Origin of the sequence: Aurantimonas sp. A3-2-R12 (genome assembly GCF_036016755.1) — a bacterium.
GTDB lineage: Bacteria > Pseudomonadota > Alphaproteobacteria > Rhizobiales > Rhizobiaceae > Aurantimonas > Aurantimonas coralicida_A.
This window is the reverse complement of record NZ_JAYXIH010000018.1, coordinates 84,250-90,717: the sequence shown is the minus strand read 5'-3', so window position 1 is coordinate 90,717 and position 6,468 is coordinate 84,250. Positions and strand designations below refer to the sequence as shown.

The window sequence follows — 6,468 nt, the reverse complement described above, 5'->3', positions numbered from 1 at the left end:
CCTCGCCGGCCCGCGCCGCCTCGACGCCCGCATTCAAGGCCAGCAAATTGGTCTGGAAGGCGATCTCGTCGATCACCGAGATGATCTGGTTGATCTGCTCGGAGGATTTTTCGATCTGGCTCATCGCCGCAACCGCCTGGCCAACGATCTCGCCGCCCTTTTCGGCCTTGCCACGGGCGGAACTCGCCGCCGTCTGCGCCTTGCCGGCGCCTTCGGCCGTCTCGTTCACCGCCGTCGTCACCTCGCCGAGCGCCGCAACCGTCTCTTCCAGGTTGGCCGCCTGCTGCTCGGTGCGCTGTGCCAGATCGTTCGACGCCGTGTTGATCTCCTGCAGGCCAGACCGGATCGAACCGATCGAGGTCACCACATTGCCGATCGCATCCTCCAGCTTGCCGACGCTGTCGTTGAACTTTGCCCGGATCGGCTCGAACTCCGCCGCCACCGGCTCGGCCATGCGCACCGNCCTCCAGCTTGCCGACGCTGTCGTTGAACTTTGCCCGGATCGGCTCGAACTCCGCCGCCACCGGCTCGGCCATGCGCACCGTCAGGTCGCCCGCCGACAGCCGCTCGAAACCGACCTCGACCACACCGACGAAGGCGCGCAGATCCTCGGCCTTGGCGTTGTCCAGCGCTGCCTGGCGGTTCTTCGCCTGCTCCTGGTCGATCCGCGCGGCCGCAGCCTCGCTCTCCAGACGCTCCCGCTCGATCACGGCGTGGCGCAGATGTTCCACCGAGGTCGCCATTTGGCCGATCTCGTCCTCGCGATCGAGCCCGACAACAGTCACATCGGTACGGCCATCGGCAACTGCGGCGATTGTTTTGGTCAGGCCTTTCAGCGGCGCGAACAAGCGTCCCGACATCCACAGCACGAACAATCCGATGATGATCGCCGCGCCCAGCGAAATCGCCGCCAGCTTGTATTGCAGCGAATCGATGGACGAGAAGAATTCCGCCTCGCGAATGCCGACATAGAGAATCCCGATGGTCTTGCCGGAAGCATCCTTGATCGGATCGTAGGCCGTAAAGAACGGCGTTCCGAGGATGTCGGCCCGGCCACGATAAGGCCGGCCATCGGCAAAGAGGGCATCATAGACCGGACCGCGCGCCAGCACCGTTCCGACAGCGCGGCTGCCGTCCGGCTTCTTGACGTTGGTGGTCACCCGCTTGTCGCCCATGAAGACGGTCGCCGTGCCGCCAACCAGCGCCTTGATCTTGTCGACCGATTCGGAGAAATCGTTGAGTTGCTGTTGGCCGACGTAAAAACTGTCGCCTTCCAGCCGGAAGGAGTCGCCATAGGCACCGAGAACCTCCCATGCCACCCGCATATTGCTCTCCTGGCGTTCCGCCGCTCGTCTCGCGCCGTCCTCGCGCAGGACAATGACGTTGGCGACGCCGAACAGGACCGTCAGCACGGCAAGGCAGGCCACGACCATGATGGAGACTTTGGCAGGTAAAGAGAGCCTACGGAGCATAAATTCGATCCTCGGGGGGCAGGCGCATTCTGACATATGCGGAGGGTGGCAGTTCAGGAATCGGCTCTCAAACTCAAGGCGAATCACTCGCTAATTGATTGATATCAAACCCTTATCCCTTGCTTATCTCCGCACCATAAAAGGTAAAAACTTAATACTTCACTTCCGCGTGACCATTATTTGGTAAGCTGGGCAACGGATTTCGGCGAGCCCCCCGCGCGCCGGTCAGACAGCACCGTATCCGCCCGGCGTCGGGGTTGTGACGATCACCGCCTCGCCGGCCTCGAGTATGGTCTGGTCGCAGCCTTGTAGCGTCTCGATACGGCCGTCGTTCCGCCGCACCTCGGTGCGACCCATCTCGCCGTCGGCGCCGCCAGAGATGCCCTTCGGCGGCTGAGTGCGGTGCGAGGAGAGAATGGCGCAGTCCATCGTTTGAAGGAAGCGGATGGTGCGCCGTGTGCCATCGCCGCCGCGCTTCGCGCCGGCGCCGCCCGAGCCCGCGCGGATGTGAAAATCCTCCAGCACCACCGGATAGCGCATTTCGAGAATTTCCGGGTCGGTCAGGCGGGAATTGGTCATGTGAACATGGACGCCGGCGGTGCCGGCAAAACTCCGCCCGTCATTCATGCGGCCGGCCGGCGAGCCCGAGCAGATCGTCTCGTAATATTGGTAGCGGTCGTCGCCGAAGGTCAGATTGTTCATCGTGCCTTCCGAGTTCGACAGCGCGCCGAACGCGCCGAACAGGGCGTTGGTGACGTGCTGCGAGGTCTCGACATTGCCGGCGACGACAGCGGCCGGATAGCGCGGCTTGAGCATCGAGCCGTCCGGCACCACGATCCTCACCGGCCGCAGGCAACCGGCGTTCATCGGGATCGGTTTTTCCACCATCACCCGGAAGACATAAAGCACCGCCGCGCGGGTTACCGGCTCCGGCGCGTTGAAATTGTTGGCCATCATGTCGGACGTGCCGGTGAAATCGACGGTCGCCTCGCGCGCGGCCTTGTCGACGCTGATCTTTACCTTGATCACCTGGCCGGAATCGGTGGGATATTCGTAAGAACAGTCGTCGAGCCCGTCGATCATCTGGCGCACGGCTTCCGCCGCGTTGTCCTGGACGAAACCCATATAGGCCCGGGCCGTATCGAGGCCGAAGGTCTCGACCATCTTGCGCAACTCCGCGACCCCCTTCTCGTTGGCGGCAATCTGCGCCTTCAAATCGGCGACGTTGTGATCGGGGTTGCGGGCTGGATAGGAATGGTCGGTCAGCACCCGCCGCAGTTCGTCCTCCTGGAAGACCCCGCCATCGACGAGCTTCAGATTGTCGATGAGGACGCCTTCCTCGTCGACCTTGGTCGCCCGCGGCGTCATCGAGCCCGGCGCGATACCCCCGACATCGGCGTGATGGCCCCGCGAGGCGACGTAAAACAAAAGGTCATGGCCGAGATCATCGAACACCGGCGTGACCACCGTGATGTCCGGCAGATGCGTGCCGCCATTGTAGGGCGCGTTGAGGGCGAAGACGTCGCCGGGGCGGATTTCGCCCTCGTTCTGGGCGATGATCGTGCCGACCGAGCGGTCCATCGAGCCGAGATGCACGGGCATGTGTGGCGCGTTGGCGACCAACGCCCCGGTGGCGTCGAACACCGCGCAGGAAAAGTCGAGCCGCTCCTTGATGTTGACCGATGAAGCGGTGTTCTGCAGCGTCACCCCCATCTGTTCAGCGATCGACATGAAGAGATTATTGAAGACCTCCAGCAGCACCGGATCGGCACCCTCGCCCGTTTCGCCTGTGCCGAGCGCCGCATGGCGCGGTTTCTTCTCGGTCCGCGTCAGCATCACGTCGTTCCGCGCGGTGATCTCGGCCGACCAGCCGGGTTCGACGACGATGGTCTGGTTCGGCTCGACGATCAGCGCCGGCCCCTTGATCCGCGCGCCCGGCTTCAGATTCTCGCGGCGATAGAGACCGGCCTCGCGTTCAGTGCCGCCGGTGAAAAAGCGGCCGGTTTCGCCGGGTTCGGCGTCGTAGCGATCGGCCGTTCCGACAGCCCCGTCGGCCGTGTCGTCGCGATGCTCCGCGCCCTCGACGGAGACATTCTCCACGACGATCGGCCGCTCGTCGTAGACGAAGCCGAACTGTGCCTTGTGCGCCGCCTCGAAACCGGTCCTGGCAGCGGCGAGATCGCCGTCATAGGGAACGGGCAGTGTCGTGTCGGTGCCGTCATAGCGAAGCTGGAGAAGGATCGTGCGGTCGATGGCGTCTTGCGCGACGCCCTGGGCGCCGAGTTCTGCTGCGACCTGCGCCGACAGTTCTTCCGCCAGCCCGTCGATCTCGGCCTTTGCGGCGGCTTCTAGCGGCGCCACCAGCGCCCGGCTCCTGGACGAGAATAGTGACGAGAGGCCGATACCATAGGCCGACAGAAGGCCGGACATCGGATGGATGAGCACCTTTTCCATCGCCAGCGCGTCGGCCACGAGACAGGCATGCTGGCCGCCGGCGCCGCCGAAGGAGTTGAGCAGATAGCGCGAGACGTCGTAGCCGCGCTGGACCGAAATCTTCTTGACGGCGTTGGCCATGTTCTCGACCGCGATGGTCAGGAAGCCCTCGGCCACCTGCCGGGGATCGCGCCCGTCACCAATCCCGGCGGCGAGCGCTTCGAACTTCTCTTGGACGACCGCGGCGTCGAGCGGCTGGTCCTGGCCGGGGCCGAACACGGCCGGAAACAACTCGGGCTTGAGTTTGCCGACCATGACATTGGCGTCGGTGACGGTAAGCGGCCCGCCCTTGCCATAGGCGGCGGGGCCGGGATTGGCGCCGGCCGAATCCGGTCCGACCTGGAAGCGGCCCTGGTCGAGATGAAGGATCGAGCCGCCGCCGGCCGCCACCGTGTGGATGCGCATCATCGGCGCCCGGATGCGCACCCCGGCGACCTCCGAATCCAGCGCCCGCTCGTAGGCCCCGGAATAGTGGGTGACGTCGGTCGAGGTGCCGCCCATGTCGAAGCCGATCACGGCTTTATGGCCCGAAAGTTTGGCGGTTTCGGTCATACCGACGACGCCGCCGGCTGGACCCGAAAGGATCGCGTCCTTGCCCTGGAAGAGATCGGCGGCGGTGAGCCCGCCCGACGACATCATGAATTGCAGCGACGGCGCGCTCGCGTCGTCCGCATCGGCGCCGAGCGCCTTGGCCACCCGCGAGACGTAGCGCGACAGGATCGGCGTCAGATAGGCGTCGACCACCGTGGTGTCGCCGCGGCCGACGATCTTGACCAGCGGCGAGACCTCGTGACTGACCGAGATCTGCGAGAAACCCGCCGCCTCCGCCAGTTGTTTGGCGCGCCGCTCATGGTCGGGATAGTGCCAGGAATGCATGAAGACGATGGCGACGGCCTCGATGCCGTCGGCCCGCGCGCTGTCGAGCGCGGCGCGCACCGCCGCCTCGTCCAGCTCGCGCTCGACCGTGCCGTCGGCGAGCACCCGCTCCGGCGCTTCCGCAACCCGCTCGTAGATCTGCTCGGGCAGGATGATCTCCTTGGCGAAGATGTCCGGCCGCGCCTGATAGGCGATCCTGAGCGCGTCGCGAAAACCCTCGGTGATCAACAGCAGCGTGCGGTCGCCCTTGCGCTCCAGCAGCGCGTTGGTCGCGACGGTCGTGCCCATGCGCACCGTGCCGACCTGGTTCGAGGAGATGGCTTCACCCGCGTCGAGCCCGAGCAAATTGCGGATGCCTTCCAGCGCGGCGTCGTCATAGACCCCGGGATTGTCGGAGAGGAGCTTCTTCGGGTGCAACCGGCCCTGCGGATCGCGGCCGATGACGTCCGTGAAGGTGCCGCCGCGGTCGATCCAGAAGTCCCACTTGCCGTTCTGGCCGTCTGGTGCTGCCTGCATTTTCGGCACTCCGCTTAAAATTTGATCCATATCGATAATTTATCGACATATTATCAGTGTGTTTGACGCAACGCAATTTTCGTGGAACTCTTCGATCGGACAACTGGGATGAGGAGACCCTGATGAAATACCTGCCGAACGCCGTTTTCTTTGCCGCCACGCTGGCCCTGCCCGCTTCCGCATTGGCCCAGACGGCCTGGGACATGCCGACTCCCTATGCCGAGGGGAACTTCCACGAGCAGAACGTCGCCGCGTTCATTGCGGACGTGAACGAAAAGGCCGGCGACGCGATCGCGATCACGCTGCATCCGAACCAGTCGCTGATCAAGCACCCGGACATCAAGAACTCCGTCCGCGACGGCATCGTGCCGATCGGCGAGGTTCTGGTTTCGCGGCTGGAAAACGAGAACGCGATCTACGGCGCCGATGCCGTGCCGTTCCTGGCGACGAGCTACGAGGACGCCAAGCGCCTCTACGACGCGCAGAAGCCGATGATGGAGAAGGCGCTCGCCAAGGAAGGCCTGAAGCTCTTGTTCTCGGTGCCCTGGCCGCCGCAGGGCCTCTACACCAAGGATGAAGTGAACTCCGTCGCCGATCTCAGCGGCAAGACGTTCCGCGCCTACAACAAGTCGACCGAGGAGATCGCCAAGGGCGCCGGCATGGTGCCGACCCAGATCGAGGTCTCGGACATTCCCACCGCCTTTTCCACCGGCCGGGTCGAGGCGATGATGACCTCGCCCTCCACCGGCGTCGATTCCAAGGCCTGGGACTTCCTGTCGAACTATTACACCCTCAACGCCTGGGTGCCGCGCAACATGGTGATCGTCAACCAGGCGGCCTTTGACGCGCTTCCGGCCGAGGTACAGACCGCGATCACCGAAGCCGCCGCCGCCGCCGACACGCGCGGCTGGGAGGCATCCGAGGAAGAAACCAAAAATGCCACCCAGACGCTGAAGGACAACGGTATCAACGTGGTCGAGCCATCCGAGGAGTTGAACAGCGGCTTCAAGGAGATCGGCAAGACGATGACCGAGGCCTGGAAAGCGAGTGCCGGCGCCGAGGGCGAAGAGTTGCTGAAGGCCTACGGGCAGTAAATCAGCACCATCACCAC

At 64.3% G+C, this 6,468-nt stretch carries 2 protein-coding genes and 1 pseudogene; 1 reads left to right on the top strand and 2 read right to left on the bottom strand.

Going from position 1 to position 6,468, the window contains the following annotated elements:
• Positions 1 to 1,472 (bottom strand): annotated as a pseudogene (locus VSX60_RS11445) (methyl-accepting chemotaxis protein); the annotation flags it as partial.
• A 225-nt stretch (positions 1,473 to 1,697) separates the two neighbouring features.
• Entirely contained in the window at positions 1,698 to 5,357 is a 3,660-nt protein-coding gene (locus tag VSX60_RS11440; RefSeq protein WP_327624308.1) for a hydantoinase B/oxoprolinase family protein, read from the bottom strand.
• A 122-nt stretch (positions 5,358 to 5,479) separates the two neighbouring features.
• Between VSX60_RS11440 and VSX60_RS11435 the strand changes: the two genes are divergently transcribed.
• Positions 5,480 to 6,451, top strand: a complete 972-nt coding sequence (locus VSX60_RS11435; protein ID WP_327624307.1) for a TRAP transporter substrate-binding protein — start codon at positions 5,480 to 5,482, stop codon at positions 6,449 to 6,451.
• The last annotated feature ends 17 nt before the right edge of the window (positions 6,452 to 6,468 follow it).

Coding starts and splice junctions, on each gene's coding strand:
- VSX60_RS11435 (WP_327624307.1), top strand. CDS start 5,480: ATGAAATACCTGCCGAACGCCGTTTTCTTTGCCGCCACGCTGGCCCTG.
- VSX60_RS11440 (WP_327624308.1), bottom strand. CDS start 5,357: ATGCAGGCAGCACCAGACGGCCAGAACGGCAAGTGGGACTTCTGGATC.